Source organism: Kitasatospora sp. CB02891, assembly GCF_002803145.1.
Taxonomy (GTDB): Bacteria; Actinomycetota; Actinomycetes; order Streptomycetales; family Streptomycetaceae; genus Kitasatospora; species Kitasatospora griseola.
Window position 1 is genome coordinate 439,781 of sequence record NZ_NNBO01000001.1, and the last position, 17,064, is coordinate 456,844.

The 17,064-nt window shown below is 73.8% G+C and carries 12 protein-coding genes; 4 read left to right on the plus strand and 8 right to left on the minus strand.

Going from position 1 to position 17,064, the window contains the following annotated elements; genetic code table 11:
* Positions 1–12: 12 nt before the first annotated feature.
* The 6 genes from CG736_RS38315 to CG736_RS02085 form a co-directional block, all read right to left on the minus strand.
* Positions 13–3,999, minus strand: coding sequence for an AAC(3) family N-acetyltransferase (locus CG736_RS38315; RefSeq protein WP_100584391.1), 3,987 nt, complete (start codon positions 3,997–3,999; stop codon positions 13–15).
* Positions 3,992–4,930, minus strand: coding sequence for a MoxR family ATPase (locus CG736_RS02065; protein WP_100584392.1), 939 nt, complete (start codon positions 4,928–4,930; stop codon positions 3,992–3,994). Before CG736_RS02065 ends, CG736_RS38315 begins: the two co-directional genes overlap by 8 nt.
* The gene (locus tag CG736_RS02070) at positions 4,930–7,113 is read right to left on the minus strand and encodes a hypothetical protein (RefSeq protein ID WP_100584393.1); all 2,184 of its coding nucleotides are present in this window, start codon (positions 7,111–7,113) and stop codon (positions 4,930–4,932) included. Before CG736_RS02070 ends, CG736_RS02065 begins: the two co-directional genes overlap by 1 nt.
* Complete coding sequence (locus CG736_RS02075; RefSeq protein WP_100584394.1) at positions 7,110–8,087, minus strand: hypothetical protein; 978 nt, start codon at positions 8,085–8,087, stop codon at positions 7,110–7,112. Before CG736_RS02075 ends, CG736_RS02070 begins: the two co-directional genes overlap by 4 nt.
* A gap of 109 nt (positions 8,088–8,196) precedes the next feature.
* Positions 8,197–8,742, minus strand: coding sequence for an NADPH-dependent FMN reductase (locus CG736_RS02080; RefSeq protein WP_232733731.1), 546 nt, complete (start codon positions 8,740–8,742; stop codon positions 8,197–8,199).
* Between the two features lie 153 nt (positions 8,743–8,895).
* On the minus strand, positions 8,896–10,122 hold the full coding sequence (locus CG736_RS02085) for an MFS transporter (RefSeq protein ID WP_232733732.1): 1,227 nt from the start codon (positions 10,120–10,122) through the stop codon (positions 8,896–8,898).
* Positions 10,123–10,212: 90 nt separating this feature from the next.
* Between CG736_RS02085 and CG736_RS02090 the strand changes: the two genes are divergently transcribed.
* Complete coding sequence (locus CG736_RS02090; protein ID WP_100584397.1) at positions 10,213–10,974, plus strand: DeoR/GlpR family DNA-binding transcription regulator; 762 nt, start codon at positions 10,213–10,215, stop codon at positions 10,972–10,974.
* A gap of 77 nt (positions 10,975–11,051) precedes the next feature.
* On the opposite strand, the gene CG736_RS02095 is transcribed toward CG736_RS02090, so the two are convergent.
* Both CG736_RS02095 and hcp read right to left on the minus strand, forming a co-directional pair.
* Entirely contained in the window at positions 11,052–12,062 is a 1,011-nt protein-coding gene (locus tag CG736_RS02095) for a 2Fe-2S iron-sulfur cluster binding domain-containing protein (protein WP_100584398.1), read from the minus strand.
* On the minus strand, positions 12,059–13,735 hold the full coding sequence (gene hcp / locus CG736_RS02100; protein WP_100584399.1) for a hydroxylamine reductase: 1,677 nt from the start codon (positions 13,733–13,735) through the stop codon (positions 12,059–12,061). The genes CG736_RS02095 and hcp overlap by 4 nt, the downstream gene beginning before the upstream one ends.
* A gap of 335 nt (positions 13,736–14,070) precedes the next feature.
* Between hcp and CG736_RS35825 the strand changes: the two genes are divergently transcribed.
* The 3 genes from CG736_RS35825 to CG736_RS02110 all read left to right on the plus strand — a co-directional run bounded on the left by CG736_RS35825 (position 14,071) and on the right by CG736_RS02110 (position 16,980).
* Positions 14,071–14,217, plus strand: a complete 147-nt coding sequence (locus tag CG736_RS35825) for a hypothetical protein (protein ID WP_157815359.1) — start codon at positions 14,071–14,073, stop codon at positions 14,215–14,217.
* Positions 14,218–14,323: 106 nt separating this feature from the next.
* Positions 14,324–15,604: an LLM class flavin-dependent oxidoreductase gene (locus CG736_RS02105; protein WP_100584400.1), complete on the plus strand. Its 1,281-nt coding sequence runs from the start codon at positions 14,324–14,326 to the stop codon at positions 15,602–15,604.
* Between the two features lie 23 nt (positions 15,605–15,627).
* Entirely contained in the window at positions 15,628–16,980 is a 1,353-nt protein-coding gene (locus CG736_RS02110) for an NtaA/DmoA family FMN-dependent monooxygenase (RefSeq protein ID WP_100584401.1), read from the plus strand.
* Positions 16,981–17,064: the final 84 nt, after the last annotated feature.

The window sequence follows — 17,064 nt, forward strand, 5'->3', positions numbered from 1 at the left end:
TCACGGTCGGCGTCACCGCCGGATGTCCGCCGCCAGCCACTCGGCGACCAGGGCGACGCCGTCCTCGACCGGCGCCAGGACGGCCGCCTGGTCCGCCAGGATGCCTCGACGGAGCGGGAGTTGCGCCTCCAACCGCTCCCTGAGTTCCGGCGCGTCGAGCTCAGGAGCTGCGACGGTGGTGAACGTGACCCATTCCCGGCCGGTGCCCTCGCGGGTCTTCACGACGCAGGACTCCGTCACCGTCGGCAGGTGCCGGGTTCGCGAGGATGCCAGGTTCCACGCCAGGCATTCGTTCACCGGCACGCCCAACAGCAGCGCCTGCGCGCGGCTTTGACAGAGCTTCAGGAGCGGGGATCGCTCACCGTGGGGTGAGTCGAGCCGGTGGTCGTCCATCAGGTACTGGGCCCAGCGGCCCGACGCGACGAACGAGTGTTGGGGGTGAGCGCTGCGGATGCTGCCCCGGGAGCGCCGGAGCCACTCCGCGAGCGACCCCGCCGAGGCCGAGACCGGGGTCGCCGAGGGGTCGAAGGGCGGCATGTACGACCGGTAGACCTCCTGCGCGGCGGGTGTCAGACCGGCCAGCGCGCCCCGGGTGTACGCGGAGCTGAGGGAGTTCTCAGGGGTGGCGGCCGACATCACCACGGTGCCCTCCGGCCCCAGCACCTCGCGGAGTGCGGCGAGCAACTGCTCGGGGGTCACGGCGGTCATGGCCCGGTCCGACGCCTGGACGAGCAGCACACCGCCGGGCCGGACGCCCAGGTCGCGCAGTTGGCGGCAGAGCCGGGTGTGCGAGTAGCTGATGAGCCGCGGGATGGCGAGATCCGGTGTGGGGCGCAGTGTCGCGATCAGCTCGGCTCCGGTGTGCCCGAGCATGCCGAGCCAGGCCTGGCCGTCGCCGGACTCTCCGGCCGGCAGGAACGGAACGTACTCCAGCGTCTCGTCACCGTGACTGCCGAACTGCATCTCCTGATGGACCTCGTCCGTGAGGAGGACGGCGAGCGATTCGCCGGGCGCACCGAGTGCCCCTTGATCGGTGCCGTTCCACAGCCTCGACATGACGGCAGTGCGCTCGCCCACCTCGGAGCTGTCGAACGGCGCATGGCCGAGGGCGAGGCAGAGTTGCCGTCCCGACAGCCCCTTTCTGCCCCGCCGAAGGCTCTCGACGAGGGTCGCCAGCCCCTCGACCCGGAAGGCGGAGGTGCGTTCGGGGTCGGTCACCGTCCGCACGGGGGCTTGGATTTCCGCGAGCCGCCGGTGACCGGCGTCCGAGAGCGGACGCCCGTCTCGGTCGGGGAGCACGACGACGTCGGCCGTCGCGGCCACCCATCCGGCTTCCCGGTTGCTGTCCGAGCCCGGGGCCGGCACGAACAGGGCTACGGCGTGGACGTTCTGTTCCTTGTGCCGGAAGACTCTGGGTCCCGTCGGGTTCTCGAAGCGGCCGACGAACAGCTGGATCCAGAGCGGGTCGTTCACCGGTGGGTCGACCGAGGCGGGCAGCGTCAAACCGGATGGTGGAACCCTCACCAGCGCGACCGGCAGCCCTGGGCCGCCCTCTCGCGGCCGGCAGTACAGGTGCAGCCCTCCATCGAACTCGGAGGTCAGGACCAGGGCCGGTGCCAGAAATTCGGCGAGGGCGTCCTCGGCGTTGGTCTCCCACGCCTCTCCGCTCGTCACCTGCTCTGCGTAGCTGTGCGAGAACGAGATGAGCGCCAGGAGAAGCGGTCCGGTGCCGTCCGGAATCCGGACACCGCGGGCTTCGAGTTCCGCCCGGAGTCCGAGGTAGTCCGTCCGCACCTCGGCCCGGCTGTACTGCAGGGCCTGCCGGTTGCGCAGGATCGCCGGCACCTCGGCCGGCCCGTGGGTCGACAGGCGATAGCTTGCGCTCGACCCGGACGGGCGGCGGCGCGGCAGCCGCACGAGCGTGTCCAGTCCGAGGACGTCCGGTCCGCCGGGGATCCCTTCCTCGGCATCCATCGCCAGGCGCCGGGCCAGGCTGAAGTCGTCGTCCGCACCCTGGCGCTCGCCGGCGAGAACAACGACAGCGCCGGCCAGCCGGGGGAGCCACTGCTCGATCGACCGTGCCAGAGCATCCGCGTCGTTGCCGTCCATCATCAGCACAGTGGTGGCCCCCGGGCGGTTGCCCAGCAGGTCGCTGATCTGTCGCAGCACCCCATCGGGCGGCCCGACGTCGGGACCGACCTCAGGGAGGGCTCCCTGCACGTACACCAGCAGCGCATCCTCCGCCTCCAAGGCTGCTGCGGCCAGCAGGAATTGCACCTGCTCCGGAGTGCTCGGGTCGAGGAGGACGCGGCACCGCTCCGGCGGAAGGTTCCAACTCGTCGGCGACGTCAGAACGGACTTGAGTTCCTCCAGGGACGTCCGCAGGTTCTCGGGCGAGTCGCGCTCCGCCGGCCCCGGGATCCCGATCAACAATGCCGCACTGCGCGCCGGATCCGGGAATCGGGGCGGCACCGGTGCGGCCGGTCGCTCCCGCGCCACCCTTCGGCGGGCGGGGGCGAGGAGGGTGAGCAGGTCGGCGGTGGCGGTGGCGAAGGGCTGGAGGTCGGCGGGGAGGTCGTCGAGGTGTTCGGGGGCGATGGCCGAGAACGCGTGGCCGGGGCGGGGGTGGTGGGTGGCGAGGTGGTGGGTGAGGGCGGTGTGGACGGTCCAGGCGTCGTGGCGGGTGAGGTGGGGGGCGAGGGCGGCGCGGGCTTCGGGGTGGAAGGTGAGGGCAGCGGGGGTGCGGGTGTCGAGCAGGCCGGCGGTGAGGACGTCGGCGAGGTCGTCGGTGTCGGCCTCGGGGACGGCTTCCTGCCGGACCAGGCGCAGCAGCGGGAGGCTGAGGCGGCTGAACGGGCTGCACAGGGCGGCGAGCCGGCGGGCCGCGGGGGTGGCGGTGTGCAGGAATGCGGCGGCCCGGCGGGCGGGGTCGTCGTCGGGGGTCTCATCGGTGGCGAACGGCGAGGTGAGGGTGCCCGCGGCGGGAACGAGGACGGCGTCGTGGCCGGCGGGGGCGCCGCGCATCATGGCGTCGGCCCAGCGGCGCAGCGCGTGCGAGGTGAGGGACGGGGTGGGCAGCGGCACCCAGTCTGCGTCGGGGCCGAAGGTGGCGGTGAGCATCAGCGGTACGGCATGGGCGAGTTCGGTGTTGCGGGCGTCGGGTCGGCGGTGGCGGACCCGGACGGCGGGGAGGTCGAGGGCGGTGCGGTGGCGCAGTCGTCCGGGCAGCGGGTTGAGCAGGGCGACGGGGCCGTGGGCGCCCCAGGCGTGCAGCAGTCGCCAGATGCCGGGGGTGCGCCAGCGCGGTCCGGCGCAGTCGGTCAGGACGAGGAGGAGTCGGCGTTGCTGCGGCAGTCGGGCCGGCGGGACGGGGCGGCCGCGGGTGTCGGTGACGGTGGGGTGGGGGTCGAGGTCGAGGTGGAGCCGGCGGACCCGGCGGAACGCGCCGAGTCCGGTGAGCAGGGCGGTGAACTCGTCGAGGGTGTCCTGCCAGATCTCCATGGTGGGGCTGCGTTCGACGAGCACGACGACCTCGAACCACCGTTCGGGCGTCGGGCCGAGTACGGGCAGGAGTTCGCCCGTGCGGGTGTACGCGGTGATGGTCGCGTCGAGGTCGACGGTGCGCCGGGGGCCGTGCGGGTAGCGGCGTTTGAAGGGGCGCAGGGCGCGTCCGGCGTCCAGGGCGTGCGGGAGGGCGCGGGCGGCGGCGACCTCGACGCGGGGCGCGGCGGGGTCGCTGGTCGGCGGTTCGTACAGCGGGGTGGCGGGCCGGTGCTCGGGCTCCTCGGGCGGCGCCTCGACAGCCGTGGAAGCTGCGGGGGCGGCAGGAGCGGAGACCGAGAACGAAGGCGGAACGGACGGGTTGGACAACAGAACCGGCGGACCGTCAGGCACCAGACCGGCCGCGAGCCAGAGCGCGTCCGCCACCGCTGCGCCGTCGGTGTCGGGCGGCAGCCGCGCGGTCAGCTTCGCCACCAACTCGGCGATGTGGTCACGCACCGGACAGGTCCCGGAGCATCAGGTCGAGCAGCCTGCTGCGGCGCTCGCCGGTCGGGGCGTCGGCATCGGTCACCAGGCGTACGGCGTTGAGGAGTTGGTCGATCGCCAGCTGGTCGCCGCGGGCGACGCGCCCGGCGAACCGGGTGATGAGTTCGTCGGCGTCGGGCGGCAGCGGCGTCCCGCCCAGTCCGAGGTGGCCCTGGACGGCGCGGCGCAGTGTGTCGGCGGTGGGCCTGGGCATGTCGTAACGGATGCATCGGCGCAGGAACGGTGCGGGGAAGTCCCGTTCGCCGTTGCTGGTCATGACGATGAACGGGAAGGTGGTGCACTGCACCCGGCCGTCCTCGATCTCGGCGGTGTCGGTGGACACCCAGGTGCTGACGGCCAGTCGGCCGGCGGGCTGCCGGACGAGTTCGGGGATCTCGAAGGTGCCGGTCTCCAGGACGTCGAGCAGGTCGGCGGGCAGGTCGATGTCGCTCTTGTCGATCTCGTCGATCAGCAGCGCCCGGGGGCGCTCGCTGGGCAGCAACGCCGTTCCCAGTGGGCCGAGTTTGAGGAAGGACTCGATCGGGGCGGCGTCGCGTTCGGTGGCTTCGCCGATCCGCAGGGCGTGGATGTGGCCGAGTGCGTCGTAGCGGCACAGCGCGTCGGGCAGGGTGCTGCGGGAGGTGATGTGCCATTTCAGGACGGGGCCGAGCCGCAGTTCGGCGGCGACCTGTTCGATGACGGTCGACTTGCCGGTGCCGGCGCTCCCGGTGATGAGCAGCGGGCGGTGCAGGTAGAGGGAAGCGTTGACGGCGTCGGTGAGGCCCTCGGGCGGCAGGAAGGCACGGTACGGCTGGTGGGCGCCGAGGCGGCGCCAGGGCGGCGGGGGTGCGAGTGTCACGTCGCGGGGCTCGCCGTCGCCGCGGTAGTAGCTGTTCCAGGACATCAGGTGCTCCTCGGGGCGGGTACAGCGGCGGGTACGGCAGCCGGCACGGCGTTGAGCGCAGCGGCCGGCACGGCGTTGAGTGCAGCGGCGGGTACGAGGGCTGGTGCGGCGGCGCGCTGGTGCTGGTCGTAGCGGGCGCAGAAGTCGAGCCACTCGACGTCGTGCCAGGCGCTGCGCAGTTCGGCGAGGCGGACCAGGTGGGCGTCGGTGACGGGGTCGGTCGGCGCGAGGTCGGCGCGGCCGGTGAGCACCCGGCGGTAGGCGGCGCCGAATCCGGCGGGCAAGCCGTCCCACAGGTGCCTCAGGCAGTCCCAGTCGGCGGTCGAGGGCGGGGTGTCGGCGCGCGGCCACAGGACGATCGGGGCGTACGGGAGGAGGGCTTCGACCAGGTCGCGGACGGCGGTCGGGCCGGTGGCCCGGTCGGTGAGCAGGACGGCGGGCCGGTAGCGGCCCCGGCGCAGGTCCGCGCGCAGGGTGTCGAGGGGGGTCGCGGCAGGGTCGATCCGGGAGAGGTGCGGGCCTTGGCCGCACGGGGCGCGCCGCAGCTCTTCGAGTTGGGTTCGGGCTTTGCGGTTCATGCCGCGCAGGTAGCCGGGTTCGACCAGCCGGCCGGCCCACCGCAGTGCCACGGTGTGGTCGACGCCGAGGTGGTACTGACCGGTGAGGGCCTCCTCGGGGTGCCAGTCGAGCAGGACGGGGGCGTTCACCACGAGGTCGATCGAGCCGATCGGGCCGGTTGCGGACGGCAGGCTCTCGGCCCAGTCGATGACGTCGGCCAAGGTCCCCTCGACGCCCGCCTGGTCGGGCGGGCAGGCGAAGTGCCGGTGGTCGACGCAGGCCGCTCCGGCGCGCACGCACACCGAGAGCGAGTCGGGCCAGTCGATCTGGGCGGCGTCCAGGCTGACCACCAGTCGGCGTTCGGACGCCTTCGCCCGGTGCGCGGTGTACCGGGCCAGGGCGTCGTTGAGGGCGATCTCGGCTTCGTTGCCGCGCGCCCAGTCGCTGATCAGCGCGTCCCGGGGGTCGCGGCCGCAGGCGTGGGCGGCGGCGACCAGGTACCAGGCGAGCGCGCCGTGCCGAGAGGCCGTGGCGGGTGTCAGCACGACGGCGTCCTCCAGCAGGTACTGGAGCAGCGCGCGGTCGCCGAGCCCCTCGGGCGGCTCGACCCGGCCGGGCCGGTCCCCGATCCACTGGCGGTTGAACTCGGCGGCGAGCACCCGCAGTTGGTCGGTGGTCAGGGAGGCTCCGGCGAGTTCGACCAGCACGTCGGCGGCGTCCATGGCGGCGAGGAGGTCGTCGGCCGCGTCGTGCACCGACCAGACCTCGGCCGCCGCGGCCCGGTCGGCGAGCGCGGCAAGGCCGTCGCGGGTGTGCGGCGGCGGGCCGGGCGGCGCCTGCGGCCACGTGCGCAGGGCGGCGGCGAGGATCTCGGTGCCCAGCGTGCCAGCCCTGCCGCCCGGCGGCCGGGCCGACCGGCGGTTGCGGGCGAGCCAGAGTCCGCCGTCGGTCCCGTTGTAGGAGAAGTCGGCGGCCAGTTGGCGGTCCAGGGCGTCACGGATGTGCGGGGCGAGCGTCCCGACCCGCAGCAACTCCCCTTCGCCCGGGAGCCCTTCGGCGAGCAGGGCGGCGAGGCGCCGGCTCAGCGCCAGGCCGAAAGCCCGTTCGTGGGCGGCGCAGGCGGCCAGCACGGCGACCTGCTTCGCGCCGACCCCGAAGCCGCCGATCAGGCTGCCGGTGTCGGGGAGGCCGGCCGCCGCGTGGCAGGTGTCGATCAGGACCATCAGCCCGGCGAGGCCCGGGTGGTCGGCGGCCAGTTCGACCAGGTGGGCCACGTCCACGCAGTCCAGGCTCTGGCCGTCCTTGCTGTCGGCCACCATGTACCGGAGCTTGCCGGCGACCTGGCCGTGGCCGAGGAAGGCCAGCACCAGGGTGGCCCCGGCTTCTCCGGCGGCCGCGACCGCGGACCGCACGGCGCTGTCGACCTCCGCGCGCAGCACCCGGCCGGAGCGCAGGTGGACGGCGTTCAGGCCGGGGCTGTCGGTGCAGCCGCCGATCGCCGGGTCGGTCAGCACGGCGTGCAGTTCGCCCGCCGCCGCTTCCAGGCCGTCCAGCTTGTTCTCCGCGCCGTCCGACTGGGTGGCGATCAGCAGCAGGTGCCTGGGCGGCGACTGAGGAGGGCTCACCTGGGGGCGGCCAGGGCCACCAGGGTGCGCATCACCGGTTCGGCGACCTCGGCGCGGCGCAGGTAGGTGGTGGCGTCGTGTGGCCACAGGGTGGCCGACTCCATCCGGTCGGAGAGTGGCTGGACGCCGCGGCTGTTCGGTGCCATCGCCTTGGCGAGTCGCCGTTTCGGGACCACCAGGTCGTCGCTGTCGCGGAAGTCCGCCCAGGCTTCGACCGCCTCCGGGGTGGCCGGCGGCCGGGGGCGCAGCAGCGGCCACACCACGGCGTGGGTGGTGATCGGAGCTCCGAGCGTGACGAACAGCGGTACGGCGCCCGGGTATTCGGCCAGCGCCTCCAGGGCGACGACCGTGCCGAGCGAGTGCGCCACCACGATCGCGGGCCGGGCCGGGTCCAGGCAGGCCAGCACCCGGTCGCGGACGCGCTGGTCCAAGGTCCTTCCTGCGGCGTCGGGTTGGCGCCGGTGGAGGTAGCGGCCCGGCTGGGAGACGATGCTGAGCAGCTTCTGCCGGCTGAGCGCCCGCAGGCCCACGTTCAGCCCGGGGACGGCGGCGAGCGCGGCGACGCCCGCGGCCACCGTCCTGGCGACGTTCCCGACGCCCTGCGCCTGCTCGTCCGGGCCGAGTTGGGCCCGGATCCGGCTCAGGGCGCGGTTGCCGCTGTGCTCGGGCAGTTCGAGGAGTTCCTCGACGAACTCGGCCAGCAGGCCGAGCGTGATCGCCCCTTGTTCCTCGTCCCACTCCTCCGGCCCACCCGCACCCTGGGCGTCGTCGGCGTAGAACAGGTCGCCGTAGTGGGCGAACGCGGCGTCGGCGGACCAGTCCATGGTCAGCGCGGAGATCTCTTCGGCGTAGCCCGCCGCGCGGGCTCCGTCCGCCAACGCCCGCTTCCACTCGGCGAGTTCCGCCTCGGGGTCGCGCGGCCGGCCGATCCCGTGCACGAACACCAGCTGCGACTTGACCTGATCGACTGCCACTGCCCGCTCCCCCTCACCAAACCGGCCCCGGCACTCGCGCATACGAGGAGTGCCACGGTACCAACTGGTGGCGTGCGCCCGGAAACTGACGATGCGGAGGCAGGGCCGTTCAGCCTTCGGCGGCCGCCGGTTCGGCCTTCTGCTTCGCCGCGCGGCCCATCGCCGCCAGTACCTCGCGCAGTTGGGTGCGGAGGGGTTCGTCCGTCACTCGGCCGTTCTTGATCTTGGTGCCGACGGACGGGACGGACAGGGATTCGGGGAGGACGTCGGCGCCCATCATCCGGAGTGTCTCGGTGGTCCAGGCGCGGGCGCGTTCGCCGCCGGTGGTGGCGGGGGAGGCGGTGATGACGGCGACCGGTTTGTCGACGAGCTGGCCGCCGCCGACGATCCATTCGAGGGCGTTCTTGAGGACGCCCGACATGCCGGCGGCGTATTCGGGGCTGGTGATCAGGACGGCGTCGGCGTCGGCGAGTCGGGCGCGGAAGGCGAGAACGGCGGCAGGCGGGGCGACGAGCTCGACGTCGTGTTCGAACCACGGGAGGGCACGGAGGTCGTCGAAGAAGGTCAATTCGGTGCCGGGGTCGCACAGTTCGGCGGCGTTGAGCGCGACCGCGCGGTTGTACGAGTCCGCGCGCAGGCTTCCCACGATTGCCACGAACTTCAACTGGGGCCCCCGACTCCGAACGGTTTCCGACGATCGCTCAACACACCGTCGGCGCACCCGGATTCCCGGCGCCGGATGGTCAGGCCGCGTGGGCCGGGAGCCAGTTGCCGATGGCGGCTGCGCGAGGCCGGCCCGCGCAGGCAGTCAGCGGCTGCTGCCCGCAGGCGCCGGGGAGGCCGCGCGGTCGCTGCCGGGGGAACCCGGGGTGGCGGTGGTGCGGAGGATCCCGGCGGTGGCGGCGGTAGCGGCGCACATCAGGGTGAGCAGCAGGAACGTGTGGTTCAGGGCGGTGAGGTGGGTGAGCCAGCCGATGACGGCGGGTCCGGCGAGCATGCCGAGGTAGCCGAGTCCGGCGACGCGGGAGACGTTGGCGCCCGCGGCGGCGGGGTTGGCGTGGCCGGCGGCGCTGAGGAGTTGGGGCACGCAGCCGGACAGGCCGAGGCCGAACAGCGCCCAGCCGAGGAACGCGGCCCACACCCACGGGGTGAGCGCGGCGATCGTGATGCCGACGGCGGCGGTGGCCGCGCCGTGGCGCAGGACGGCGGTCGGGCCGTGGCGGGTGACGATCCGGTCGGCGAGCAGGCGTCCGGTGGTCATCGCGGCGGCGAAGGTGCCGTACGCGAGGGCGGCGGTGCTCGCGGGCGCGCCGAGGACGTCCCTCAGGTGCAGGGCGCTCCAGTCGTTGGCTGCGCCCTCGCTGAGCATGACCATCAGCGCCAGTACGGCGAAGATCCGGATCTGTCGGCGGACCTGGCCGCTGTCGGCGGTCGCAGCCGGGGTGTCGGTCCCCTCGTCGGCTTCGTCCGCGGCCGCGGCGTCGGGCAACAGGGCGCGGGCGGCGAGCAGGGCGGTGGCGAGGCCGAGCGCGCCGAGGAGGGCGAGGGTGGCCACCGGCCCGGCCCCGACGGCGGTGGCCGCGGCGGCGGCACCGGCGGCGATCACGCCGCCGACCGAGAAGGTGGCGTGGAAGCCCGACATGACGGGCCGCCGGTACGCCTTCTCCACGTGCACGGCGTGGGCGTTCATACCGACGTCCAGGCAGCCGTTGGCGAAGCCGAAGACCAGTAGCGCCCCGGCGAGCGTCCAGGGGTTCGGCGCCAGGGCGGGCAGCACCAGGGAGGCGGCGCACACGGCGCCGGAGGCCGGGACGACGGTGCGGGCGCCGAGGCGGTCGGTCAGGCGGCCCGCGGCCCGCATGCCGCCGAAGGCGCCCAGGCCCAGCAGGACGAGCAGGCCGCCGAGGGCGGCGTGACTGATGCCCACCCGGGCTTCGACGGCGGGGATGTGCACGACCCAGGCGCCCATCAGAGTGCCGCACAGGACGAAGTAGACGTAGGTCGCCACGCGGGCGGCCCGGAGCGAGCGTTCCATGCCGTCGACCATAACGAACATTCGAGATGTGCGAAACCCGGAGAATCGAACGCCTCGATTGTTTGCTCCGAAGTGCGGTTCAATTCCGGTATGAACACCGCGGAGCGCCACACCCTGATCGCCCAGACCGTGCGGGACGCGGGCAGCGCCACCGTCCTCGAACTCGCCGAACTCACCGGCGCCTCCGAGATGACCATCCGCCGCGATCTGGACACCCTCGCCACCCAGGGCGCCCTGGAGCGCTTCCGTGGCGGCGCCCGCACCCTGCTGCTGCGCGGCGAGGAACCCCCGTTCGCGCTCCGCGCCCGCGAAGCCGTCGACGCCAAGCGCCGCATCGCCGCCGGCATCTCCGCGCTCGTCGCCGACGGCGAGACCGTGCTGCTCGACAGCGGCACCACCTGCCTGGAGGTCGCCCGCCTCCTGCGCGAGCGCCCCGTCACCGTCATGCCGCTGTCGCTGCCCGCCATCCACGTCCTCGGCGACACCCCCGGACCGGCCACCCTCCTCGTCCCCGGCGGCCGCCCCCGCGCCACCGAAGGCGCCCTCACCGGCCCCCTCGCCCTCGCTTCGATCAACGCCCTGCGCTTCGACACCGCCGTCCTCAGCTGCTGCGCCCTGAGCGCCGCCGACGGCCTGACCGCCTACGACCTCGACGACGCCACCGTGAAGAAGGCCGCGATGGCCGCCGCCCGCCGCACCGTCGTGGCCGCGTCCGCCGGGAAGCTCGGCCGCACCGCCTTCGCCCGCGTCGCCCCCGCCGCGAGCCTGCACATCCTCGTCACCGACACCGACGCCCCCGCCGACGAACTCGCCGCGCTCGAAGCCGCCGGCACCACCGTCGTCAGCGTCTGAGCACACCCGCCGAGGGGAAACGCCGCCGCACCCCTCCTCCCGGTGAAGCGGGGAGGAGGGGTGCGGCGGTCGGGTGTTCAGGTGGCCAGGAAGCGTTCGTGGAAAACCTGGCAGTCGGGGGCGGCGCGGCGGACCGCGTCGACCATGGGCGGGGGGCCGCAGACGTAGAGGTCGGGGGCCGGGCCGGTGTGGGTGGAGAGCGCCCGGGCGAGCAGGTCGGCAGGGGTGCCGACCGGGCCGGTCCAGCCGGGATCGGCCTCGCGAACGGTGAACTCGTACTGGAAGGACGGGAGTTCGGCGGCGACCGCCTTGAGCTCCGGGTCGCCGAACAGGTCCGCTGGGGTGTTGGCTCCCAGGAAGAGGCGGGCCGGTTGCGGGTCCTGCCACTCGGCCATCTGGCGGGCCATGGCGAGCAGCGGGGCCAGGCCGGTGCCGCCGGCGAGCAGCCAGCGGGGGCGCAGGCCGGTCTCGTGGAGACCGAAGGCGCCCTGCGGGCCGTGGACCGTCAGCGGGTCGCCCGGGCGGGCCCGTTCGGCGAGCGGGCCGGAGAACGCGCCGTCCGGGCGGAGTCGGATGTAGAACTCCATCCGGCCTTCCCAGTTGCCGGTGTTGGCGAGCGAGTAGGCGCGGCGGACCCCGGTGCCGGGCAGTTCGAGTTCGACGAACTGCCCGGCGTCGAACTGGCAGTCGGGGCTGTCGGTGAGGGTGACGACGAGGTGGACGGTGTCCCGGGCGACGGCGGTGATCGACTCGACCTCCGCCGCCCGTTCCGGCACCCCGCCGTACAGGATCCGCGACTGCGGGTAGGGCAGTTCGGCGGTGAGCGGCCCGCACGGGACGGTGCGGCACAGCAGCACGCCGCCGTGCGGGAGTTCGTCGGGCGGCAGCGCCAGTGCGCTGTGCGGGCCGAGGTCGTACGCGCCGGAGGTGACGGTGGCGTGGCAGGAGCCGCAGGTGCCCTGCTTGCAGGAGGCGGGCAGCGCGGCCCCGGCCTCGGCGGCGGCCTCCAGCACGGTGCCGCCGGGCGGGCAGCACAGCTCCAGGCGGGCGCCGTCGGTGGTGGTGAGGACCACCTGGTGGCCGGTCACTTCCCGGCCGGTTCGAGCGCGGCGGCGAGGTCCGCGGCCGGGTCGCCGATCACCCGCAGGTCGAAGCGCTGCACCAGGGCGTCGACCAGGTCGGGCGTGAGGAAGCCGGGCAGCGTCGGGCCGAGGTGGATGTTGCGGATGCCGAGGGCGAGCAGGGCGAGCAGCACGGCGACGGCCTTCTGCTCGGTCCAGGACAGCACCAGGGTCAGCGGCAGGTCGTTCACCTCGCACTCGAAGGCCTCCGCCAGTGCGACGGCGATCCGGATCGCGGAGTGGGTGTCGTTGCACTGGCCGAGGTCGAGCAGCCGCGGGATGCCGCCGATCTCGCCGAAGTCGTGCCCGTTGAAGCGGTACTTGGCGCAGCCGAGGGTGAGCACCATGGTGTCGGCGGGCGCGCCGACCGCGAACTCGGTGTAGTAGTCGCGCCCGGGGGTGGGCCCGTCGCAGCCGCCGACCAGGAAGAAGTGCCGGATCGCGCCGCTGCGGACGGCAGCGGTGACGCGGTCGGCGACGGCGAGGACGGCGTCGGCGCCGAAGCCGACGGTGAGCAGCTTCTCGGGCGCGGGCTCCGGTTCGGCGGGGAAGCCGGGCAGCGCGCGGGCGGCCTGCAGGACGGGGGTGAAGTCGCCCTCGGAGAGGTGGCGGACGCCGGGCCAGCCGACGGGGCCGGTGGTGAAGATCCGTCGGCGGTAGCTGACGTGGGGTTCGATGATGCAGTTGGAGGTCATCAGGATCGGGCCGGGGAACGCGGCGAACTCGCGCTGCTGGTCCTGCCAGGCGCCGCCGTAGTTGCCGACCAGGTGCGGGTAGGCCTTCAGCAGCGGGTAGGCGTGCGCGGGCAGCATCTCGCCGTGGGTGTACACGTTGATGCCCTGGCCGGTGGTCTGCTCCAGCAGCTGCTCCAGGTCGTGCAGGTCGTGGCCGCTGACCAGGATCGCCTTGCCCTCGACGGGCGTGGTGCGCACCGCGGTGGGCTGCTGGGGCCCGTACGCGCCGGTGTTGGCGGCGTCCAGGAGTTCCATCACGGTCAGGTTGAGCCGGCCCAGGCCGACGGCGCGCTCCAACAGCTCGGCGGCGTCGGCGGGTTCGCTCGCGAGGTAGGCGAGGGCGTCCGCCACGCCGGCGAACACCTCGGCGCTCTCCTTGCCCAGGACGTGCGCGTGGTGGGCGTACGCGCAGATGCCCTTCAGTGCGTAGAGGTGCAGCGAGCGCAGGCCGACCACGTCCGGTCCGACCAGGGCCAGGCCGGCGTCCACCCGGACGTCGGCGGCCTGCTTCAGCAGCGCGTCCGGGTCGGCGGCGGGCTGCCAGGCGGCGGGGCCGGTCAGTTCGCGCGGTTCGCGGCCGGCGGCGCGGGCGGCCTGCTCGTAGGCGGCGCGGGCCCGGTCGCGGTGGGCGACGGCCTGCTGGATCATCGCGCCGAACCGGGACGGGTTGAAGTTGACGTTGGTCAGCGTGGTGAACACCGAGTACAGCAGGAACCGGTCCGCCTCGTCGTCCGCCGCCCCGAGCGCCCGGGCCTCGGCGGCGTACTGGGCCACGCCCTTCGCCGCGTGGATCAGCAGGTCCTGCAGATCGGAAGTCGCGGCATCCTTGCCGCAGTTGCCGATCGCGCCCGCGCACCCGGGAACCGTCCCGGTACGGTCGGTCTGCTCGCACTGGTAACAGAACATGCGGTCCTCCTGGACTCCGTACACCTCGCCCTGGCGCCGACGGGCCCCACGCAACGGGCGTGCCTTCACGCTACGAACCCGCGGCCCGCCCGACCCAGGACCCGTACGTCCTCCCGCCCGGGGCCATCGGTCCCCGCTCCCCCGCCCTCGCCGGGACGCAAGTCCCTTGCCCCGCCCGCCGATCGCCTCCGTCGGATTCGTTCGGGTTCGTTCGGGGCTGTTCGGGGCCGTTCGTTACCGCTCGGTGAACAGCGTTGTGCGCGGTCTCGGCGCGGGGTTACGGTGCGACGGAGGCAGCAGCAGCGAAAGCGGCGAAGGCGGAGGAGGTGGCGGCGGTGCGGTTCGGACACGTGGACCGGCCGGGCGCCGTCGCCCGCCCGGGCTGGGTGCTGGCCGCCCGACTGCACATCGATCTGCTGCGGGTGACCACCGCGCTCTGTCCGGCGCCCGCGGTCGCCGTCCGATCCGTCGTCACCGCCTGATCCGTCGTCACCGTCCGATCCGCGCCGCGCCCGGGCGTTCCTTCGCGTTGCTGCCGCCCCGTGGCCGGCGTGCCGTCACCTTCCTCCTGAACAGGAGCGGTTCGCCATGCCCGAAAACACGTCCACACCCCTGCACCTGGCCGTCGCGCTGGACGGCGCCGGCTGGCACCCCGCCGCGTGGCGGGAGCCGGAGGCCAGGCCGGCGGAGTTGTTCACCGCCCGGTACTGGGCCGACCTGGCCGCCGAGGCCGAGCACGGGCTGCTCGACCTGCTGACCTTCGAGGACGGCCTGAGCCTCCAGTCCGACGACCCGTTCGCGCCGGACGCCCGCACCGACCGGGTGCGCGGGCGGCTGGACTCGGTGCTGGTCGCGGCCCGGATCGCCCCGCTGACCCGGCGCATCGGCCTGGTGCCGACGGCCGTCGTCCCGTTCACCGAGCCGTTCCACCTGTCCAAGGCGGTGGCCACCCTCGACTTCGTCAGCTCCGGGCGGGCCGGCCTGCGGGTGAAGGTCTCCGCACGCCCCGACGAGGCCGCCCACTTCGGCCGCCGCGAGGCCGCCCTGCTGCGCCTGGACGAACCCGACAGCCCGCAGAAACTGGCCACCCTCGCCGAGGAGTTCGGCGAGGTGGCGGACTACGTCGAGGTGCTGCGCAGGCTGTGGGACAGCTGGGAGGACGACGCGGAGATCCGCGACGCCGGCACCGGCCGCTTCGTCGACCGCGCCAAGCTGCACTACATCGACTTCACCGGGTCGCGGTTCAGCGTCCGCGGCCCGTCGATCACCCCGCGCCCGCCGCAGGGCCAGCCGATCGTCGCCTCCGTCGCCCACCGCACCGAGCCCTACCAACTCGCCGCCCGGTCCTCCGACTTGGCGTTCATCACCCCGCACACGCCGCACGACGCCCGGGCCGCGCTGGCGGAGATCCGCGACGCGCAGCAGGCCGCCGGGCGCGGCGACGAGACCGTGCACGTCTTCGCCGACCTGGTGGTGTTCCTGGACGACCGGCCCGGCGCGGCCGCCGACCGGCTGGCCCGGCTGAACGACTCGGCCGGCGCCGAGTACCGCAGCGACGCCCGGATCTTCACCGGGACGCCGGGCGAACTCGCCGACCTGATCGAGGAGTTGGCGGCCACCGGCCTGACCGGCTTCCGGCTGCGCCCGGGCGCGCTGCCGTACGACCTGGAGCGGATCACCCGCGGCCTGGTGCCCGAGCTCCAGCGGCGCGGCCGGTTCCGCACCGCCTACGAGGCGTCCACGCTGCGCGGCCTGCTCGGACTGCCGCGCCCCGCCAACCGCTATGCCGCCACCGACACCGTCGCCGCGACCGCCGACCCGGCCACCGCCGCCACCACCACCTCCACCGCGACCGCCGCCACCGTCTGACGCCCCGGAAGGATCGCCCCGTCATGACCAGCAGCAGCAAGCCCGTCAAGCAGATCCACCTCGCCGCGCACTTCCCGGGCGTGAACAACACCACGGTGTGGAGCGACCCGGCGGCCGGGAGCCAGATCGAGTTCTCGTCCTTCGCGCACTTCGCGCGGACCGCCGAACGCGCCAAGTTCGACTTCCTGTTCCTCGCCGAGGGCCTGCGGCTGCGCGAGCAGCACGGGCGGATCTACGACCTGGACGTGGTCGGCCGGCCGGACACGTTCACCGTGCTCGCGGCGCTCGCCGCCGTCACCGACCGGCTCGGCCTGGCCGGCACCATCAACTCGACGTTCAACGAACCGTACGAGGTGGCACGGCAGTTCGCCTCACTGGACCACCTCTCCGCGGGCCGCGCGGCATGGAACGTGGTGACCTCCTGGGACGCGTTCACCGGCGAGAACTTCCGCCGCGGCGGGTTCCTGCGGGAGGAGGACCGGTACGCGCGGGCCCGGCAGTTCCTGGAGGCGTCCTGGCAGCTGTTCGACTCCTGGCACGGCGACGAGCTCCTCGCCGACCGTGCGTCCGGGAAGTTCCTGAACGACCCGGACGCGGGCCGATTCGCCTACCGCTCCTCGGAGTTCGACATCTCCGGCCGGTTCGACGTGCCGCGCGCACCGCACGGCCGTCCGGTGATCTTCCAGGCGGGGGACTCCGACCAGGGCCGCGAGTTCGCCGCCGCGTCCGCCGACGCGATCTTCTCCCGGCACGGCACACTGTTCGCCGGGCAGGCGTTCTACGCGGACGTCAAGGGCCGGCTGGCCCGGTACGGTCGGCAGCGGGACGAGCTGAAGATCCTGCCCTCGGTGACGTTCGCGCTCGGCGACACCGACGTCGAGGCGCACGAGCGGGCCGCCCTGATCCGCCGTCAGCAGGTCAGCGGGCAGACCGCGATCCGGCTGCTGGAACAGGTGTGGAACCGCGACCTGTCCGACCTCGACCCGGACGGCCCGCTCCCCGCGCAGGACCCGCTGATCGGCGAACACACCATCGCCCGGGGCCGCGCCTCGGTCCGGATGACCCGCGACCCGCTGGCCGTCGCCGACGAGTGGCGGGCGCTCGCCGCGACCAAGCGGCTGTCCGTCCGCGAGCTGATCATCGAGGTGACGGGCCGCCAGTCGTTCATCGGCACCCCGGCCCGGGTCGCCGAGGAGATGAACCGCTTCGTCCAGGAGGACGCCGGCGACGGCTTCATCCTCGCCCCGCACCTCACCCCCACCGGCCTCGACGAGTTCGCCGACAAGGTCGTTCCCCTCCTCCAGGAACGCGGCGTCTTCCGCACCGAGTACCGGGGCGACACGCTCCGCGACCACCTCGGCCTGGCCGCCCGTTGAGCCGCCCGCTGAGCCGCGCCGGCACCGGGCTCGGGCGTCAGGTGGACCGGGCGTCACGTCGGTGTTGATCCGTTGTTGATCGGC